This is a genomic window from Segatella salivae DSM 15606 (genome assembly GCF_000185845.1).
GTDB classification, from domain to species: Bacteria; Bacteroidota; Bacteroidia; order Bacteroidales; family Bacteroidaceae; genus Prevotella; species Prevotella salivae.
Genome location: NZ_GL629647.1, coordinates 1,800,030 through 1,819,399 on the forward strand (window position 1 = coordinate 1,800,030; position 19,370 = coordinate 1,819,399).

Here is a 19,370-nt window from a genome sequence, read left to right on the forward strand (position 1 = left end):
AGGTAGGCTCGTTCCTCGCCAACCACGGGCTTTCAAAAGCACAACTCGTACCGAGTTGATCATGATCCCCGCCTTCAAGAAGAGACACAATACCCACCATCATCGTATAATTAAAGGCTTTCAAAAGCATAATTGCTACGCAGTTACTACATGAAAAACATTTCATCGCACGTCACAACATCTATTGTCATTGTATAATAAAAGATAATCCGTAGAATAATTTATACCCGATCATCTGACAATTCCTATTAAATCGTAGGGAACTTACACAACTTTACGCCGTAAAATAACTCTAACAAGCATCGCAACTCGGTACGAGTTGTGCCTATGAAAACTCCACGTTGGCGAATAAAATGAGCATACGTGGGGAATAAATAGGCGAAAGATTGTCTTGCAATTCGTGCTATATTGCATCACAAACGCATTATGTGGCATCGCAACTCGGTACGAGTTGTGCTTTTGATAGCCCCACGTTGGCGAATGAAATGAGCCTACGTGGGGATTAAATGAACGCATGAAATGAACCCGGAACGGGTTCAGCTTTTTCCAAATAAAAGGAGTTATGCTCCATAAATCTCTGATTTCGCGTAACAAAATCGTAAAAACATGGGGGCGAAAAGCATCAACAACTGAAGATTTCGCTATCTTTGCAAAAACCAATTCATAATCTTATGCCACAATATCTCAACCAAATCCTGGTGCATTGCGTATTTCACAAACACGCAAAAGCCGTCAATATTCAAGCACAAGACCAATTACCGCTGAATCAGTTTGTTATGCAAACTTGTCACTTCTTACATTGTCCATGTCTCATTGCCAATGGTGTTGCCGACCATCTGCACTTTTTATTGGTGCTTGCTACCAACACATCAGTAGCTGATGTGATAAAAGAGGTGAAACGAAAAGCCACACTCTTCCTGAAAGAACGCAATCCGTCTTATTACCATTCCTTTTGTTGGCAAGGTGGATATGGTGCATTCAGCGTTTCAATAAGGCACAAAGATAGTGTGTATCAATATATTTATCAACAGCAAGAACACCATAAAAAGGTTTCAGCAAAAGATGAGTTTGAGGCATTGTTACGCAATGCAGGCATCACAAAATACGATGAAAAATTTTATTGGAGCACGTAAATGGGGAAAAAGCTAAACCCATACTGGGTTTATTCGGCACACACATTTTACCCCACGTAGGCTCATTCCATTCGCCAACGTGGGGCTTTCAAAAGCACAACTCGTACCGAGTTGCGATGCCACATAATGCGTTTGTGATGTTGCATAACACGAATTATGCTGACAATCGTTCGTCTATTTATTCCCCACGTAGGCTCATTCCATTCACCAGATGAGGGCGGGTATATAGTAACTGCGTAGCAGTTATGCTTTTGAAAGCCCGTGGTTGGCGAGGAACGAGCCTACCTCGGGTGAGCGATAACAAGTGGTTTTCAAACCCGGTACGGGTTTTGCTTCTTCCAATTACGTGGCAAATGTGAAAAAGCTGAACCCGTTCCGGGTTCATTTCATGCGTTCATTTATTCCCCACGTAGGCTCATTTTATTCGCCAACATGGGGCTATCAGAAACACAACTCGTACCGAGTTGTCTGTACTCCCCGCCTTCAAAAAGAAATACAACACCCATTATCACCATATGATAACAGAGAATCCGTAGAACAATATATACCCAATCAGCCGACTATCTCTATTAGATCATAGGGTAATTTGACATACGTTGCAAGGTAAAATAAGGCATTTTGCAACGCTACTCCATAGTATACACCAAGATATTGATAATCAATGGATTATCAATATATTATATTCTGTCTTGAAAGAAAATGCTCAAGGAGGCATTCCCTTCCTTCAAGAAGGGATTGGGATGGGGTTAGATAGGGCCTCTTCACTAACTCTTTCGCTCTATCACAAAGTCAAGATAGGCCTTCAATGCTGCTTTTATGGTGCTATCCCCTACCTTTTCATCTATAAACTGCATGCAAGCGGCATGGAATTTCCACATTTGTTGCTCGGCATACTCAATGCCACCGCTTTCCTTTGTGAAGGCCACAAGTTGGTTGATTTCACTCTGTTTCACCTCGCGGGCTTTCACTTTGCGGGCAAGAGTCATCATCTCTGCGTTGCCGGTAGACTTTAATGCATAGATGACGGGCAGCGTTAGTTTGCCTTCAAGCATATCATTGCCCGTAGGTTTCCCTATCTCTTTTGAGTCGTAATAGTCGAAAATATCATCACGAATCTGGAAGATGATGCCAAGATTTTGGCCAAACAATCGCGCGGCTTCTACATCGTCATCGCTCGCTCCAGCACTTTCTGCACCAATAGCAGCACAAGATTCGAAGAGCGCGGCAGTCTTTCGCTTGATGATTTCGTAATAGGCTGTCTCAGAAATTGCTTCTTTTTGGATGTTCGTGAGTTGTAGAATCTCGCCATCAGAGAGTGTGCGTCCGAGTTCAGAAAGCCTTCTAACAATCACTTCCGAGTGGGTTTTTGAAACGTAAAGCAGGGCAGTAGAAAGAATGAAATCGCCCACTAATACACTCACTTTATTGTCATATAAGGCATTAACGCTGGCCTGTCCACGCCGCTCACTGCTTTCATCTACGACATCATCATGCACAAGGCTCGCCGTGTGGAGCAACTCAAGACCTACCGCTGCATGCTGGGTTACGGAAGAAACACAACCGAAATTTTTCGCCATTAGAAGAATAAGTATCGGTCGCATGCGTTTACCTCCGCGCTGACGAATGTGCATCAGCACCTGAGCCAACAATCCGTTATCGTGTGATAACGACTGATTAAAAAGAGAGATAAAATCATCTAATTCAGCAGAAATCGGCTGTTTGATAAGTGATAAATAGTCCATTCTTCCTTGTATTTGTTACAAAAATAAGCATTTTTTATGGTAATGATAGTATAAAATAAGGATTAATGCTTATTTTTTTGTAATTTTACAGCAAATAAAACAACTATGAACAAATTATTTCTCTTAGATGCTTTCGCGTTGATATTTAGGTCGTATTATGCTCTTATCCGTGCTCCGCGCATCAATTCAAAGGGACTTAACACGTCGGCTATCCTTGGATTTGTCAACACGCTGCATGAGATTATCACGAAAGAAAACCCCGAATATCTCGGTGTTGCATTCGATGCAGGCAAGACTTTCCGTCATGAGGCCTTCCCACCCTATAAGGCTCAACGCCAAGAACCACCTGAAGATATCGCGCTAAGTGTGCCTATCATCAAGGAAATTCTACATGCGTTTCACATCCCTATCCTTGAAGTTGAGGGCTTTGAAGCCGATGATGTCATTGGAACTTTAGCCACAAAGGCTGGTAATGAGGGTGTAGAGACCTATATGCTCACGCCTGATAAGGATTATGGACAACTCATTCGAAAGAATGTTTTCATGTATCGTCCGCGCCATGGAGGTGGATATGACATTGTGGGCGAACAGGAGATTGCCGAGAAATATGGCATCAACAAGCCCGAACAAGTTATCGACTTACTGGCGCTAATGGGTGACTCGGCCGATAATTTCCCTGGTTGTCCCGGCGTAGGAGAGAAGACTGCAGTGAAACTTATCAATGAGTTTGGCTCGATAGATGGGCTTCTTGAGCACACCGATCAACTGAAAGGTAAGATGAGAGAAAAGGTAGAAGGTGCCGTCGAAGATATCAAAATGTCGAAGTTTCTCGCAACAATTCGTACCGACGTTCCTATCGAATTAAATCTTGAAGCATTGCGATTGCAACAACCAGATGAACAAAAACTCTCTGAAATCTTTGCCGACTTGGAATTTAAAACGCTTGCAAACAAGATTCTGAACAAAACAGAACAAAAGCAAAAAAGCGTTAATGTAGAACGCGATTTATTTGCCGATATTCCGAGCAACAGCCAAGTTAGTTCAGAAAACGCGAGTTTTGAGAGCCTTAAAACTATCAAACACGAATATAAACTGATTGATAATCAAGAGGAAGCACAAAGAATTTGTGACTTTTTCAAGACAAAACAAATTCTCAGTTTAGATACAGAGACAACATCAACTGATGCAATCGAGGCAGAATTGGTAGGCTTATGCTTCGCTGTTGAGGAACATAAAGCGTTTTATGTAGCAATTCCTAACGACCGCAAACAAGCCTTACAATATGTTAATATCTTTAAGTCGGTTTATGAAGACCCATCAATTTTGAAGATTGGTCAAAACATTAAATACGACTATGAGGTGCTAAAGAACTATGGAGTAACCCTCCAAGGCAAGATGTTTGACACCATGTTAGCGCATTATGTGCTTCAACCCGAGTTGCGACATAACATGGACTATATGGCCGAAACATTGCTAAACTATAAGACAATCCATATAGAAGAGCTTATCGGTGCACCCGGAAAGCATCAAAAGTCGATGCGCGACATTGCCCCAGAAGACGCTTATGAGTATGGCGCGGAGGATGCAGATATCACCCTTCAGCTACGAAACGTGCTCGAACCAAAGTTAAAAGAGGTCGCCATGGAAGCCCTTTTCTGGGACATTGAGACGCCACTTATCCCCGTACTTGCCGACATGGAACTCAATGGAGTGCGTGTAGACACGGCCACACTCCATGATACTGCCGAGATTTTTACTGAGCGAATGAACCGCCTTGAGCGTCATATCTACGAAGAAGCAGGCGAGACTTTCAACATTGCCAGCCCCAAACAAGTGGGCGATATCCTTTTCGGTAAGCTGCAAATCATGGAGAAACCGAAGAAAACTAAGACGGGACAATATGTCACTAACGAGGAAGTGTTGCAGTCACTACGGGCAAAGAATCCCATTGTTGAAGACATTTTAGCCCACCGAGGACTAAAGAAACTACTCGGCACTTATGTCGAAGCACTTCCCAAACTGATTCATAAGCGCACCCAACATATACACACTTCGTTCAACCAAGCCCTTACGGCCACAGGACGATTATCGTCGAGTGACCCCAACTTACAAAACATTCCAGTGAGAAGTGAGGACGGAAAAGAGATACGAAAGTGCTTTGTTCCCGAGCCAGGATGCCTGTTTTTCTCAGCTGATTACTCACAGATTGAGCTACGAATCATGGCTCATCTCAGTGGTGATGAGAATATGATTGAGGCCTTCCGCGAGGGCTTTGACATCCACGCGGCTACCGCAGCGAAGATATGGCACAAGCAGATTGCCGACGTAACTCCTGAAGAACGCAAGAAGGCCAAGCAGGCAAACTTCGGTATTATCTATGGCATCACCACCTATGGACTGGCACAACGCATGGGAATTGATAACAAAGAAGCCCGTATGCTCATAGAAGATTACTTCACAACCTTCCCCAAAGTGAAGGCTTATATGGAACAAGCGAAAGAGGAAGCACGCCAAAAAGGTTACGCCGTAACCCTCTTTGGGCGCCGTCGTTACCTGCCAGATATCAACTCAAAGAATGGTACTGTGCGTGGCTTTGCAGAGCGAAATGCCATCAATGCGCCTATACAAGGCTCGGAAGCCGATATCATCAAGATTGCCATGATACGCATCTGGCAACGCTTTAAGGCTGAAAACATCCGTTCAAAAATGATTCTTCAAGTGCACGATGAACTCAACTTCTCCGTTTATCCAGAGGAAAAAGAGCGCGTAGAAAAGATTGTTCTCGAAGAAATGCAAGGCGCATGCCAACTGAAAGTGCCTCTAACAGCCGATGCAGGTTGGGGAAACAATTGGCTCGAAGCACACTAAAAGGGGAGAGAAATAACTATCCTCCCCCTATAACGCTATCCGTTTCCGAACGATTCAAACAGCAATTTACGATTACAAAAAAAGTAAATATCAGATTAAATTCATGCCGGATGTAGCTTCGTTGTATGCATAAATCAATGTATTATCATATGTTGTACATCGACTAACTCCCCATTTTGGAGAACAATTAAAACATATTTTGTTCATAATTGACGTTAGAAAACAAAGCTACAAAGTAAATATCACATGGTTTAATCCCCTATTTCGCGCAGAATTTGCATGAGAAAATAAAGTAACAAAGTAAATATCACACCGATTAATCCATTATTTCGCGTAAAACTTGCATGAGAAAATAAAGCAACGCTGTAAATATCACACCGATTAATCCCCTATTTCACGCAAAATTTACATGAGAAAACAAAGCAACAAAGTAAATATCACACCGATTAATCCCCTATTTCGCGTAAAACTTGCATGAGAGAACAAAGCAACGCTGTAGGCGTTGTACTTTTGATAGCCCAGGGTTGACGAGCGAAAGCGAAGTCTACCCTGGGTTATTTATCGTTAGGGGGAACAACGCTGTAGGCGTTGTACCTTTTATTCCTCGATATTTTATCACAGCATTCCACGCAGAAAAAGCACAACACCTACGGCGTTGACTTCCACACTACACATATAACCCAGGGTAGGCTGACGCCAACCCTGGGCTATCAAAGGTACAACACTTACAGCGTTGAACTGAAGTAGCATTATAATCTGTATCAAATGGTCGTGTATTTTGCTGTATTTTACACAATGAAATGCCGCAAACTATTTTACACTTTATTATCAACAACATCACTCTCACAATTGTTTCATTGCGCAACTCGGTACGAGTTGTTCTTTTGATAGCCCAGGGTTGATGAGCGCAAGCGAAGTCTACCCTGGGTTGTTTGCCGTTAGGGGGAACAACGCTGTAGGCGCTGTACCTTTTATTCCTCAATATTTTATCACAGCATTCCACGCAGAAAAAGCACAACACCTACGGCGTTGACTTCCACACAACACATATAACCCAGGGTAGGCTGGCGCCAACCCTGGGCTATCAAAGGTACAACGCTTACAGCGTTGAATCACAATTGAGACATTGATTTTTACATTTCATCACCCGATTTTCACAGACCAGCGGCATGAATTAATGGTATGTTGCATGGAAAAGTATAGCATCTATGGCATTGCATCGTTTATTTCATCACCCGATTTACACCATACCACGGCATGAATTAATAGCACGTTGTACGGAAATGTATAGCATCTATGGCATTACATCGTTTATTTCATCACCCGATTTACACCATACCACGGCATGAAATAATAGCACATTGCACGGAAATGTATAGCATCTATGGCATTGCATCGTTTATTTCATCACCCGATTTACACCATACCACGGCATGAAATAACGGAAATGGTATAACAAAATACATGTTTCAACGCCATAGGTGTTGCGCTTTCGATAGCCCAGGGTTGCCAAACGATAGTGCAGGCTACCCTGAGTTAGTATATGGTTTGCATGGAACAACGCCATAGGTGTTGTGCTTTCTTTGATTAATTCGCCATGAATTCCCTCACTATACCCATATTTTCACAGAAAAAGCTCAACACCTACGGCGTTGAATCTCCTTGCGAACGTTGACCCGGGGTAGGCTCGTTCCTCGCCAACCCCGGGCTATCAAAAGAACAACTCGTACCGAGTTGCGTGATGAGAACATTCATCATGGTGGATATATCCCATTGAAGTATTAGCATTAAATATACAGCGTTGAATCGTTGTAATATTCACCCTGGGCGATGTGTTCATTGGAATATTGACGTAAAACCCGCATTGTTGCGTAGTTGTAACATTCGCAATACGGATGTATTCATTGGAATGTTGACATAAAACCTACGGCTTTGCATGATGAGAACATTCGTAGTGATAGATATATTCATTGGGATATTGGCACATTTTGCTATTTATTAGTTCGAATGTTGGCATCAATTGTATTATGAAATGAATGTTTCAACGCCGTAGGTGTTGCGCCTTTGATAGCCCAGGGTTGCCAAACGATAGTGCAGGCTACCCTGGGTTAGGGTATGGTTGGTGTGGAACAACGCCATAGGTGTTGCGCTTTCTTTGATTAATCCGTCATAAAATGTTTCATTGTAAGCGTGTCTTCATAGAAAAAGCTCAACACCTATGGCGTTGAATCTCCTTGCGAACGTTGACCCGGGGTAGGCTCGTTCCTCGCCAACCCCGGGCTATCAAAAACACAACTCGTACCGAGTTGCACCATGAGGGCATGTATATTGTAAAATACATTCATTGGAATATCGGCATGATACCTACGGCGTTGACCTCCTCATTATATGCATAACCCAGGGTAGGCTGACGCCAACCATAGGCTATCAAACGTACAACGCTTACAGCGTTGAACTACAAATACATTTCAATATGCGTCGGATGATCATACCATTTACGTTATTTCACAGCATAAAAAACGGCAAATCACACGATGATTTGCACCAAACCATTTTACTCTTTATTATCAACAACATCACCACCCCTAATTGCTTCTCAAACTATCTCCTCCTTTTCCAAAACTAACTACTCCCCTCCCTCTTCGGGGAACCAAAGGTCGCTGTTCGTGAAGCCTGCGAAACGAGGAAAGCAAAGGGCCGGGGGTGAGGCTTTGTTTCCTACCCCTCACAAACCACCCCCTATAAATTATCCAACGTAACAGGGATTTCTTTGCGCTTTTTCTGCGCCATTTGTTTCCCTTTCATCACCTTTATCGCAGTAGAATCTACTTGTGCTGGCGGTTCAATGGCATAGCTTTGCCACTTCTTTACATGGCGTTCGCTGCGGTCAGAGAGCTTTCCTGTGAGGTATTTTTCAAGGATAATAGCGGCGAGAGGAGCGGCAAGATCGGCGCCAAATCCACCGTTATCAATATATACAGAGATAGCAATCTTCGGATTGTTCATAGGGGCAAAGCCGATAAACACCGAGTGATCATCGCCTGTATTCTCTGCCGTTCCCGTCTTACCACATATCTGATAGGTCGGTGTATTGATGCTTGCGCACGTGCCATTTGTTACTGCCGAGCGCATGCCGGCAATGACTTCTTCAATCGCTTTCGGTGTACCTTTAATGTTATGACGCACGGTGAACCGCTCATCAATTGGCTTTTTGGCCGTAGGTTTGTACACATGTGGCGTATAGAAAAACCCGCGATTGGCTATGATAGCCGCAAGATTGCAGAGTTGCAGCGGTGTAGTCTTCACCTCACCCTGCCCCATTCCGAGCCACATTATCGTCTGGGCATTCCACCGATTGCCAAAAGTGCGCTGACAATAAGAGGCATCTGGAACAAAACCTCCCTGCTCATTGGGGAGATCTATGCCAAGCGGCATCCCAAGACCCATGCTAATCATGTAGTCATACCAAGTGTTTAGTGCCTGCGACTGGCCTTTATACCGCGTGCGATTCTCTATCATTGCCATGAAAGCTTTGCAGAAATAAGCGTTACACGAGGTGCTAAGTGCGCCCGTAAGTGCACGTGGTGAGCTATGTTTATGACATCCGATGTGAATCTTATCACGCCAAAAGCCCTCATTACACGTGTATTTTGTGTTATGGTTGATGATATTTTCGGAGACGAAAGCAATGGTATTGGCAACCTTAAACGTAGAACCAGGCGAATAAACGGTTTCGATGGCATGGTTGACCCCATCGTTTTCGTGAGACGAACTCGCCATACACAGCACCTCACCCGTGGCGGGTTCGATGGCCACAATACTCCCTTGCTTGCCCTCTAAGAGCTTGTTGGCTAACTTTTGCAAGCCCTGATTAACCGTGAGATGCTTATCTTTCGGCAGAATATGACCTTGAATGGTCAGCGAAAATACAAATAAAGAGACGATTATCCCTAATTTTCTCATGTTTCGTTTTGATTATTTTGCAAACAGGCACACCGCCTTTTGCCGCATGTTCTCTAATTTTTTGTTGTGCCCCATGTGCCCTCTCTCCTTGTGAAAGCCATGCTTTAACGTGCACAAACTCACTGATTTAGCTCAATGAAAACGCCCTTTTACACCATAAAAAGAAGCCGTTTCTCAGCTATTATTTGCAAACTTACGAAAAAAAACTAAGAATTGGGGTAGAAAAACAAAAATAAACGAGGACCTCCCCCAACCTATTGCCGGCCCCGTTTCATAAACATCATGAAACGCTACCAATGATTTGAAGGCAGGAAAAACGCCATCCCACAGATGAATTAAACGTCATCCACAGATGGATTAAACCTCATCCGCCACACCTCTCCCTCTTTTTCATCCGCGATTCAGCCCATTTCATGCGGTAATTTGAGGCGAAAGGCGCCACGAAGTGAATGACCTTATCGCACGATTCAATAGCCGTTGTAGGGCCTTAAAATCCCCCTCTCTCGCCTATTCATTTCGCTTCATGCGATAGCTTCGGGCAGTGTGCCCCGTTTTCCGCTTATAAAATTTGCAAAAAGCACTAAGCGAAATAAAGTCAAAGTCGCTGGCTATCACCTTCAACGAATTGTTGGTATATTTCAATTCCGACTGAATCTGCACAATAAGCGTATTATCTATCCACTCTTTTGCCGTGATATTGGTTTCGCGTTTCACTATCATCCCCAAATAATGTGGGGTGAGACAGAGTTTCGAAGCATAGAAATCAAGCTCATGTTGGTGCTTTGCGTGGTTGTTTACCAACCTAATAAACTGCTCAGCCACTAACTTATTGCGCGACTTATACATGCCATCGAGGTTGAAATTTTGCTTATGAAGCGCCTCCACGAAGCAATAAGCCGACACTATCAGCGAACAAATTGCCTCGTTCGTAGCCTCAGAGAGTTGAGAAAGCGAATAAAGTGTGTGGAAAATCTGCTTCAAAACATGACGTTCTTTGCTGTTGGGATGCACACAAAAGCACATATCCGGAGCAAGAAGTAGTTCGGGAAGGCGGCCTCCAAAAGACTTTATCAATAAGGATTTTGACACGGCAAAGCCTTCGAGTTTTGTGTTTTTGTCTACCTCATCGTCGTTGACTACTACGCCACTATTAATAAACACGATGTCACCCGGACGGCAGTTGAACTTCATTGGGCCAATGGTGATATCACAAGAGCCCTTTCTGATGAGCACCAAGCGTGCTGCATCAAAGCTTACATTACGAGGATTATTGGGGATAAGTCTAAAGAATGGAGCACTGTCGAGCGCCACAATATGGTCTGAACCAACATAGAGTTCACCCTCTACAATATCTTTGTGACTCCTAAGATAAGTGGAGATTTCACGAAAAGACATCATCGTTCCATCTTCAGAAGCTTTGTTTTGCATAATGAGTTGAGTTATTGCAAAGATAGACTTAAATCTTGAATTATTCACATTGCATGGGAACAATCACGGATTTATATACATTATTTATCTAATTTCTAAATCGTAAAAGAAGCAGATACCATTAATCGGCATCTGCTTCCGTGCTATTTTATTAATCATCCCATGGGGAATAACCAGGCCATTCATCGTCAGCCCAGAAAGGATTATCCTTTGCTCCCACATCATCGGGGTCGAGTTCGTGACTTGGATCAATAGGGACTGAAACATGAACAATTTGAGAGTCGTCCATCAGATGTTCGGCAACAAGATCAAAATAGTGTGTAACCGGACGTGTATATGCTTTTCTTTTCATAGTTTTGTTTTTGTGAAGTTGTTGTTATGTTATCTTAAATTCGTGATGGAGAAGGTTGCCTTAGGGCAAGACAACCTTTTTACCATTCTGAATAAAGATACCATGTTGAGGGTTAGAAACACGTTGTCCCTGTAGGTTATAGTACACACCATCTTGCTTTTTAGTGTTGCTTTCTACGTCAGAGATACCAGCTGTATTGCCTGTTCCATCGTGAATGTTGCCATTCATCCATTCATCGTCAAAGACAAGTGAAACCTTTGCACTGCCAACCGCACCTGTAATGCCTTTGACAAAGGCTTTATGCACCTTCATATTAAATGGAGTTGCAGGAATTTTTAGCAGCGTTCCTTTGCTTGCAGACATACCAAAGAGGGGTGCAGCAGCCGTAGATTGGATGCTCTTGTCTTTCACAGTAACCCCTTCAACGATATTTTGCTCGCCAGCATTTGGCGTATATTTCGCATTATCCTCCTCGCCGATAGCGTAGTAGAAGTCTGCAGGTGTGGCGCTACCATTTAGTGTTGCCAAGATAACTCCATTGTTAGCAGGCACATAGTTATAACGATTCACATTGCTTCCTGTGCCATTGATACTCGTCATCTTAAACAGAGCAGTACCATTATTCAAGACAAACACGTTGCTACTCTTTACAATAAAGGCACCAATATCACTTCCTGAACCGCCTTTTTCACGCTTATATATACCAAGATCTGCATCAAATTCGCGAGCGAAAGTAGCGAAAACATGCTGTACTTTCACGTCATTTGGAATCTTATAATCAATCTGATTAGCATATCGTCCCCATCCAGCGTGCTCATGACCAGTAGCACTTTTATAGTCATCTAAGACGCTTTTCTTGACGTAAATCTTTAGTGTTGAGTTGAACTCATGCTGCGTATTACCATATTCCCACTTAGTGGCACTCATATCTTTTGTTGGATTGTTGCTCGTGAAGAAAATGCGTTTCACAGACGAACTGCCATCCGCTTTATCAAAAGCATTAAGTCCCATATAGTCGAGTTGATTCTTAAATACCACCTCTTCAAACTTACTTGTGGCAGGAGAATCCTTCAAAGCATAGTCTCCCCAAAGGCGAATCTCGTAGACATGATTATCAGTTGAGTTCGTAACAGTCTTTGGAACAACATACGTAAAGACATCGGCTTTGGTGTCAACAACCATTACTGCCTTCTGAGAAAGCGGGAAAAACTCAGTTTCTCCGTTACCAGTTCCGTTGACTTCTTCAAAGAATGATATGCCCAACTGTTTGAAACCACTCCAAAAAGCATTGCTGGCGAAAGCAGCTTGTGCATTCTTTCGGATACTGATTTGAATGTCGTGGGTATTGACATTGGCTGGATTGAAAGCAGAAGGGTCTACATTTGTGATTGGTGTTTGACCCAAGAAAGCGATTGTGTTGAGCTTAGCCGTGCGGTCAAATGCAAACTTATCAATCTTCGTTACCTTCTCAGGAATCGTCACATTCTCAAGTTCTTGAACGTAATAGAAGGCTTGTGCGCCAATCTCTTCAATCGTTGGAGGAAGTAAGGTATAATAAGTGTTGGCCTTTGCAGGTGGGAAAGCCTTCAACACCTTTTTGTCTTTGCTCAACAAGAAACCATCAACACTTGAATAAACAGGATTGTTTTGGTCGACGGTAAACTTCTCAAGCTTACCACATTCTTGGAATCCTGTGGGGTCAATACTGGTTACACTTGAAGGAATTACAATCTCTGTGAGGCTCTTACACGTATTAAAGGCGTCCTTAGAGATAGTAGTTACCGTGTTAGGTAGTTCTATTCTCTTCAATGCTTGAGCACCTTGGAACGCACCTTCTCCAATCGTTTGTATCTTCGCGGGCTGGTCGAAAGTAACTTTTTCCATTGCAGAATTGCCATCGAAAGCACCGCGTTCTATCGTTGTTACATTTTTGGGTATCGTAAATTCCTTTAACTTTGTATTGCCTTTGAAGGCACCTTTTTCAATTTTTTCAAGGTCAGAAGAACCCAAGAACTTAAATTCTTCGAGGTCAGTATTGTTTGCAAATGCATCTCTTGCAATCGTCTTTAGCTTTGATCCATCTTCAACTTCAACCGTTTTCAACTTTGTTGGGCTGAAAGAATTCCATCCAATGTTTTCTACTGAGGCAGGAATCGTGAGATGTTCCAAGGCAGTTCCATAGAAAGAAAAAGTTCCGATGTTCTTTAATGTGCTGGGAGCTGTGAAGGTAAGCTCTTTCAATGCAGCAGCAGCTTGAAAGCAATCGTTCCCTATATCCGTAAGTCCTGAGTTGAAGTTTACCTTTGTAACCTTCTGCGCATAATAGAAAGCTCTGTTACGAATCGTTTGCGTTGTGGGCAGCGTTGAGTACTCTCCAGCTCTTCCTGCAGGGTAAAGCACAAGCTCAGTACCTGCTTTATTGTAAATAACACCCTCTGAATCAGCCATGTAATTAGGATTACCTGCATCTATCTTAAAGCTAAGTAGGTCGGGCGAACCCGTGATTGCACCATCTTCAATCGATGTAACTGAAGATGAAATCTCTACATTTCGTAAGTTACGTACAGAGTAAAAAGCACCTTTTTTAATTGTCTTTACATCATTAAGTTTAACAGCTGTAATGGTCTGTACTTGTGCAAAAGCACCATCTTTGATAGTTTCTACACCAGCAGGAATCTCATAATACTCCCCAGGACGCTTTGCATGAGTAGGGTCAATGGATAGAGGTGCATCATAATTTGTATCTTTTATACCTCCCTTATTATTCGGATAAGATACTAAAGTCTTGCCATCTTTCGTAACAACTACCCCATCTATGTCTTGAAAATTAGGGTTTGTAGCGGCTACTTTAATTTCTTTCAAGTTGGTTGCTGACGTGAAACCATTTCCTTCTTGATTAGTCGGGAGATACTTTAATGACGCAGGAAGATTGATGCGTGAAAGCTTTCCTGCCTTTTGAAAGCCATTCGTGGACACACCGACAACGCCTTCTGGTACCGTAAATTCAAGTCCACCGACACCGAAAGGTGTACCATCTTTGGCGACAGGATAAGCGGAAAGATATTTTCCTTCAGTCTTATTCTCATAGAGCACACCATCAGTTGCTGAATACTTTGAATTTCCGGCGTCGACTGTAATGGCTTTAAGTCCTTCCATATATGAAAAGGCTCCGTCCTTGATTTCAGTCACTGTGGCAGGGATATTGATGTTCGTGATGTTATTCCCCTTAAAAGAATTGGCATTAATCGTTGTGACATTACTCGGAATCGTGACCGAAGTTGCATTCGGAACTGTACTATTTGCAGCAATAGCGGTTACCTTAAAAGTGTACTGATTGTTAAGATCTGCAACGGTTTCAGGGATATTTAGCGCTCCAGCTAAATTGGAAGAAACGAATTTTACCTCATACCTTGCAGGATGACCATCATGGGCTACGTCCATAAAAGTAACCTCATAGGTAATCCCATCCCTTGTAAACTGATTACCTACAATAATTGCGCTCACAGTGTTCGCATAAAAAAGAGCGAGCAAAATGAACAATAAGAATCTACTTGTTCTCATAAGTCTAATATTAGTATGTTTGTATTGTCGAGTTATAATCTATGACATCGAACTACATATCCCATGCAGTTTTACACTATGATGTACCATCTTTGGGTATCAAAGAATTGCATTAGTGGCAGCTTTACCAAGTGAATACAATCAAGATCCGGCCGAATCTGAGTACGTTTTATAGTTTAATTCTTGTGTTGGCCTGATTACTTATCAAGCATTTGTATTGTGAGCACAAAGATAAATAGAAAAAATTATTAAATTTTCTCTTTTGATATAGAAAAAGTTTCCATTGAAGCTAAATAGTTTTCCCATTCGTAAATATCCACTCTTCAAAAGTAACCATATCCTCTTTTATTATAAAGTATCACACGCGTGCAAACATTTTTTATTATAGAAAATTACTTTTTATCTGTAAACATGAGTTTTTTGTTTTCCTTTCCACCTTTATATTAATATATGCTTATAAATAAAAAGGAAAGAGGAAAGTGCTGAAAAGTAACATCATTGGTATCATCTTGACTCGTTCGCCCTTAAAGAACATAAAAAAGGATAATTCTTTCGGGTATTCCAAAAGATTGCGTTAATTTTGCAAGAACAACTGAATGAGAAGACAATGAGTTTGACAAGCATCGCAGGAAAGTTGTTCCTGCCACGACAAAAAGATTTGGAACGCTATGCCACAGAGGCCGTGAAGATGCAGCAAAAGGTGCTAAAGCGTCTTATTGAACATGGCCGTCATACCGAGTATGGACGCAAGTTTGGCATGCAAAGCTGTCGTTATGAAGACTTTGCACAAGGTATTCCTGTTGTCAGCTACGAGGAACTGAAAGGCGATATCGACCGCATGCGCCACGGAGAAGCCAATGTTCTATGGCCCGGTCGTGTCAAATGGTATGCAAAATCATCAGGAACAACCAACGACAAGAGCAAGTTTATCCCCGTCTCTAAAGACGGATTGAATCATATTCACTATGCCGGTGGCGTAGATGTTGTAGCACTTTACCTGAGTAATAACCCTCAAAGCAGACTCTTTGATGGCCGTAGTCTCATCCTCGGAGGTAGTCATTCACCCAACTATAATGTGGCAAATTCTCTCGTCGGAGACCTCAGTGCAATCCTCATTGAGAATATAAACCCATTGGCAAATCTCGTCAGAGTGCCTAAGAAATCGACTGCTTTGTTGAGCGATTTTGAATTAAAACGCGACCTTATTGCACGTGAATGTCTTCATAAAAACGTAACAAACATCTCTGGAGTTCCAAGCTGGATGTTAAGCGTTTTGGTGCGTGTTATGGAACTATCGGGCAAGGAACACCTTGAAGAAGTGTGGCCAAACCTCGAAGTTTTCTTTCATGGTGGCATTGCGTTTACACCTTATCGACCGCAATATGAGATGCTCATCACGAGCCCAAAGATGCACTATATGGAGACGTATAATGCCAGCGAAGGCTTCTTTGGCATTCAAAGCGATTTCCAAGACAAGAGTCTTTTGCTGATGACCGACTATGATGTGTTCTATGAATTCATTCCAATGGATGAGTTTGGCACCGACAATCCAACGATTGTTCCACTCGAAGGAGTGCAAACAGGCATTAACTATGCTATGGTAATCACCACGAGTTGCGGTCTGTGGCGCTATGTTATTGGCGACACTGTGAGTTTCACGAGCACGAATCCCTATAAGTTTGTCATCACTGGTCGCACCAAATACTTCATCAATGCCTTTGGCGAAGAGCTCATCATGGACAATGCTGAGAAGGGTTTGGCTTATGCTTGTGCGCAGACTGGGGCTGAAATCAGCGAATACACTGCAGCACCTGTCTTCATGGATAGCAAGGCAAAGTGTCGCCATCAGTGGCTCATCGAGTTTGCAAAAGCACCTGATTCTCTTGAACGCTTTGCCACTTTGCTTGACAAAAAGCTACAAGAAATCAACAGCGACTATGAGGCTAAGCGCTTTCATGACATCACTTTGCAACCGCTTGAGGTGGTTCTTGCACGCCCAGGACAATTCAACGACTGGCTCAAGGCAAAGGGAAAGCTTGGCGGACAACATAAAATTCCGAGATTAAGCAATAGCAGAAAGGTTATCGAAGAGGTGATGAACATCTCTCCTTCGCCCTCTCTGGGAGAGGAACGCCTATCCAATTGAGCCTTATCTCATGAAAGAAAACAAGAGCGCTATGTGGAAATATATCAAGAAAATCAAGCTGTTCACAAATCGTTTACAGCTTGGATATCCTGGTTTAACAAAAGAAAAGAGGAGTCAAAATACAGCTCAAGTTAGCCCGTCTCTATGGGTTCCCCCCTCCTTGAAAGGGATGGGGGGAGGTCTCTCCTTGCTGTTGACGGTTACTATCGGGGGAGTTCTCACCTCGTGTGCACGCATGGGAAACCCTGATGGAGGCTGGTATGACGAGACACCCCCTAAGGTTTTGGGGGCCACGCCTGCCGACAAAGCCACTGAGGTGAAGGCACAGAAGGTGAAAATCAGCTTTGATGAGTTTGTAAAAATCGACAATCCAACAGAAAATGTGATTGTCTCTCCACCCCAATTACAGGCTCCTGAGATTAAGGCTACAGGCAAATCGATTGAAGTTAAGCTGCTCGATTCGTTGAAAGCCAACACCACTTATACCATTGATTTCAGTGATGCCATCAGCGATAACAACGAGGGTAACCCCCTCGGTAACTACACTTATAGCTTCTCTACGGGTGCAGAAATCGACACGATGGAGGTCTCTGGTTATGTCGTTGCAGCCGAAAACCTCGAACCAGTGAAAGGAATCCTTGTTGGTCTCTATGCAAATCTGGCTGACTCGGCCTTTGAAAAACAACCCATGTTGCGTGTAAGTCGCACGGATAGTCGTGGTCATTTCGTCATCAAAGGCGTCAAACGTGGCACCTATCGCGTATATGCCTTGCAGGATGTTGACGGAAATTATCAGTTCAATCAAAAGAGTGAGATGATTGCTTTCAATCATGAGCTCATCAAACCCTCGGTGATGGACGACACCAGACAAGACACTTTATGGTCTGATTCCCTGCATATTGCCGACATCAAACGCGTGGGATATGCCCATTTTCTGCCCGATAACATCACGCTGTGTGCCTTTCATGAGGTGCTCACAAGCCGCTATCTACTAAGTGTTACGCGCAATGAAGCCAACCATTTTGCCGTGAATTTCAGTTATGGTAATCCCAAATTGCCTCAAATAAAAGGCCTGAATTTCAACGCACATGATGCTTTTATCGCCATCCCTAACGCCAAACGCGACACCATCGACTATTGGTTGCGCGACACAGCCTTGGTCAATCAAGACACGCTGCGCATGGAAATGACCTATCTCATGACCGATTCGGCGGGCCAACTCGTCAGTCAAACCGACACCCTTGAGGTGTTGTCGAAACAGCCTTACGAGCGAAGAATGAAACAACTCAAGGCTACCTACGAGAAATGGCAAAAGCAACAAGAGAAGTTGAAAAAGAAAGGAGAGCCTTATCAGACGGAAATGCCACGACCAACGTTGGCGATTCGCATGCAAAACGCCAATGAAATAGATCCCGAAAAGCGACTGCAGTTGCAGTTTGAAACGCCAATTTCTACCATCGACACCACGAAAGTACACCTCTATACAAAGGTAGACTCGCTGTGGTATCGTGCCAACTACCAACTGCTGCCTGTCGCCCGACGCAATGCCGAAGGGCGCTTTGTGCGGCCTGACTCGCTGAAATATGGCATGAACTATGAGATTTCGGCTGATTGGAAGCCCGGACAAGACTATAGTTTTGAAACCGACAGCACAGCCTTTACCGACATCTATGGGGCTGTTACGCCGAAATATAAACAAGGATTCAAGGTGAAGGGCGACGACGAATTTGGCTCTTTGGTCATCACGCTAACGGGCTTGGATGGCCAACCCTGCATCGTTCAACTGCTCGACCGCAACGACAAAGTGATTAAAGAGGTTGCTGCCGAACACCAACAGGCCGAATTCTATTATCTCAAACCCGAGACTTACTACCTGCGTCTCTTTGTAGACAGTAACCACAATGGCATCTGGGACACGGGCGACTATGCCAAAGACCGCCAGCCTGAGGCTGTATACTACTACCCGGGAAAGATTGAATGTAAGGCGAAATGGGACTTGACGGAAAGTTGGAACCCCACTTCCACCCCACTCTATCAGCAAAAACCTGGCGCTATCACAAAGCAAAAGGCCGACAAACAAAAGACTATCAGACGACGGAATGCCGAGCGTGCGAAGCAAATGGGCCTTCCCTATACGCCTGAAACCAACCCACGCTAAGTAAAAAAAGATAGGAAAG

Annotated in this window: 13 protein-coding genes; 4 read left to right on the forward strand and 9 right to left on the reverse strand. The window is 43.3% G+C overall.

Translation table 11 applies throughout. The features are described 5' to 3' along the window. Positions 1-671: 671 nt before the first annotated feature. Positions 672-1,133: a transposase gene (locus HMPREF9420_RS07325; RefSeq protein ID WP_007134914.1), complete on the forward strand. Its 462-nt coding sequence runs from the start codon at positions 672-674 to the stop codon at positions 1,131-1,133. Positions 1,134-1,897: 764 nt separating this feature from the next. On the opposite strand, the gene HMPREF9420_RS07330 is transcribed toward HMPREF9420_RS07325, so the two are convergent. Continuing rightward, positions 1,898-2,875 (reverse strand): polyprenyl synthetase family protein, encoded by a 978-nt coding sequence (locus tag HMPREF9420_RS07330; RefSeq protein WP_007134915.1) that lies wholly within the window; start codon positions 2,873-2,875, stop codon positions 1,898-1,900. Between the two features lie 105 nt (positions 2,876-2,980). Between HMPREF9420_RS07330 and polA the strand changes: the two genes are divergently transcribed. After that, the gene (gene polA / locus HMPREF9420_RS07335) at positions 2,981-5,743 is read left to right on the forward strand and encodes a DNA polymerase I (RefSeq protein WP_007134916.1); all 2,763 of its coding nucleotides are present in this window, start codon (positions 2,981-2,983) and stop codon (positions 5,741-5,743) included. A 615-nt stretch (positions 5,744-6,358) separates the two neighbouring features. Here polA and HMPREF9420_RS13235 read toward each other — a convergent pair. The 8 genes from HMPREF9420_RS13235 to HMPREF9420_RS07355 all read right to left on the reverse strand — a co-directional run bounded on the left by HMPREF9420_RS13235 (position 6,359) and on the right by HMPREF9420_RS07355 (position 15,047). Further along, positions 6,359-6,493 (reverse strand): hypothetical protein, encoded by a 135-nt coding sequence (locus HMPREF9420_RS13235; protein ID WP_007134917.1) that lies wholly within the window; start codon positions 6,491-6,493, stop codon positions 6,359-6,361. Positions 6,494-7,142: 649 nt separating this feature from the next. After that, positions 7,143-7,310: a hypothetical protein gene (locus tag HMPREF9420_RS14220; RefSeq protein ID WP_007134918.1), complete on the reverse strand. Its 168-nt coding sequence runs from the start codon at positions 7,308-7,310 to the stop codon at positions 7,143-7,145. A gap of 77 nt (positions 7,311-7,387) precedes the next feature. Further along, entirely contained in the window at positions 7,388-7,531 is a 144-nt protein-coding gene (locus tag HMPREF9420_RS14225; RefSeq protein WP_169309697.1) for a hypothetical protein, read from the reverse strand. Positions 7,532-7,959: 428 nt separating this feature from the next. Then, on the reverse strand, positions 7,960-8,088 hold the full coding sequence (locus tag HMPREF9420_RS14860) for a hypothetical protein (RefSeq protein WP_081457446.1): 129 nt from the start codon (positions 8,086-8,088) through the stop codon (positions 7,960-7,962). A 394-nt stretch (positions 8,089-8,482) separates the two neighbouring features. Further along, the gene (locus HMPREF9420_RS07340) at positions 8,483-9,706 is read right to left on the reverse strand and encodes a penicillin-binding transpeptidase domain-containing protein (RefSeq protein ID WP_007134920.1); all 1,224 of its coding nucleotides are present in this window, start codon (positions 9,704-9,706) and stop codon (positions 8,483-8,485) included. 507 nt (positions 9,707-10,213) lie between these two features. Further along, positions 10,214-11,134, reverse strand: coding sequence for a helix-turn-helix domain-containing protein (locus HMPREF9420_RS07345; RefSeq protein ID WP_007134921.1), 921 nt, complete (start codon positions 11,132-11,134; stop codon positions 10,214-10,216). A 151-nt stretch (positions 11,135-11,285) separates the two neighbouring features. Continuing rightward, entirely contained in the window at positions 11,286-11,486 is a 201-nt protein-coding gene (locus HMPREF9420_RS07350; RefSeq protein ID WP_007134922.1) for a hypothetical protein, read from the reverse strand. A 60-nt stretch (positions 11,487-11,546) separates the two neighbouring features. Continuing rightward, on the reverse strand, positions 11,547-15,047 hold the full coding sequence (locus tag HMPREF9420_RS07355; RefSeq protein ID WP_007134923.1) for a leucine-rich repeat domain-containing protein: 3,501 nt from the start codon (positions 15,045-15,047) through the stop codon (positions 11,547-11,549). Positions 15,048-15,654: 607 nt separating this feature from the next. Between HMPREF9420_RS07355 and HMPREF9420_RS07360 the strand changes: the two genes are divergently transcribed. Together HMPREF9420_RS07360 and HMPREF9420_RS07365 are read left to right on the forward strand one after the other, a co-directional pair. Next, a complete protein-coding gene (locus HMPREF9420_RS07360; RefSeq protein WP_044078838.1) occupies positions 15,655-17,193 on the forward strand; it encodes a GH3 auxin-responsive promoter family protein in 1,539 nt (512 codons plus the stop codon). Positions 17,194-17,203: 10 nt separating this feature from the next. Further along, positions 17,204-19,351: an Ig-like domain-containing protein gene (locus HMPREF9420_RS07365; RefSeq protein ID WP_007134925.1), complete on the forward strand. Its 2,148-nt coding sequence runs from the start codon at positions 17,204-17,206 to the stop codon at positions 19,349-19,351. Positions 19,352-19,370: the final 19 nt, after the last annotated feature.